This window comes from Streptomyces sp. NPDC050704 (genome assembly GCF_040654355.1).
Taxonomy (GTDB): domain Bacteria; phylum Actinomycetota; class Actinomycetes; order Streptomycetales; family Streptomycetaceae; genus Streptomyces.
Window position 1 is genome coordinate 1 of the sequence record NZ_JBFAHW010000274.1, and the last position, 1,513, is coordinate 1,513.

Sequence of the window (1,513 nt, forward strand, 5' to 3'; positions counted from 1 at the left end):
AAGATCAAGGCGAAGAACGCGATCAAGGACTCCGCGCGCGTGCTGGGTTATCCGTACGCGATGGGCGACCGGCTCACCAAGGCGATGCCCGCCGATGTCGGAGGAGCCGGTATCGAGTTGGCGGGGATCACGGACCCCTCGCATCCGCGGTACGGCGAGGCGGGCGAGATCCGGGGGATGTACGAGAACGAGCCGGATGTGAAGAAGGTCATCGACACCGCGAAGGGTGTGGAGGGTCTGGTCCGGCAGATGGGTGTGCACGCGGCCGGCGTGATCATGTCCAGTGAGCCGATCGTCGACCATGCGCCGATCTGGGTGCGGCACACCGACGGTGTGACGATCACGCAGTGGGACTACCCGCAGTGCGAGTCGCTGGGCCTGCTGAAGATGGACTTCCTGGGTCTGCGCAACCTGACGATCATGGACGACGCCATCAAGATGGTGAAGGCCAATAAGGGCATCGACATCGATCTGCTGAGCCTCCCGCTCGATGACACCCCGACGTTCGAGCTTCTGGGACGCGGCGACACGGTCGGTGTCTTCCAGTTCGAGAGCAGTGCGATGCGCTCCTTGTTCCGGCTGATGAAGCCGGACCGGTTCGAGGACATCACGGCTGTCACCGCCCTGTACCGGCCGGGCCCGATGGCGATGAACTCGCACACGAACTACGCCTTACGAAAGACCGGGCAGCAGGAGATCACCCCGATCCACCCGGAACTCGAAGAACCCCTGAAGGACGTCCTGGGCCTCACCTATGGACTGGTGGTCTACCAGGAGCAGGTGCAGAAGGCGGCACAGATTCTCGCGGGCTACAGCCTGGGGCAGGCGGATCTGCTGCGCCGGGCCATGGGCAAGAAGAAGAAAGAGATCCTGGACAAGGAGTTCGTCCCCTTCCGCGGCGGATGCAGGGAGCGCGGCTACTCCGACGAGGCGATCCAGGCGGTGTGGGACGTGCTGGTCCCGTTCGCCGGATACGCCTTCAACAAGGCCCATGCGGCGGCCTACGCCCTGGTGTCGTACTGGACCGGGTACCTGAAGGCCAACTACCCGGCCGAGTACATGGCCGCCCTGCTCACCTCCGTCAAGGACGACAAGGACAAGTCGGCCGTCTACCTCAACGAGTGCCGCCGCATGGGCATCAAGGTCCTCCCGCCGAGCGTCAACGACTCGGTGCACAACTTCGCCGCCCAAGGCGAGGACGTGATCCTCTTCGGTCTGGAGGCCGTCCGGAACGTCGGCACGAACGTGGTCGACTCGATCATCCGGTCCCGTGAGGCGAAGGGAAAGTACACCTCGTTCCCCGACTACCTCGACAAGGTCGAGGCGGTCGCCTGCAACAAGCGCACCACGGAATCGCTGATCAAGGCGGGCGCGTTCGACGGCCTGGGGCACACGCGCAAGGGCCTCATCGGCGCGTACGAGCCGATGATCGACAACGTGGTGCAGGTCAAGCGCAAGGAGGCCGAGGGGCAGTTCGACCTCTTCGGCGGCGGCGAGGAGGAGAGCGGCGAGC

General features: G+C 64.6%; 1 protein-coding gene. It reads left to right on the plus strand.

Translation table 11 applies throughout. The features are described from left to right. On the plus strand, positions 1-1,513 hold a 1,513-nt coding region (dnaE, locus tag AB0I18_RS52060), incomplete at both ends, for a DNA polymerase III subunit alpha (RefSeq protein ID WP_363112897.1).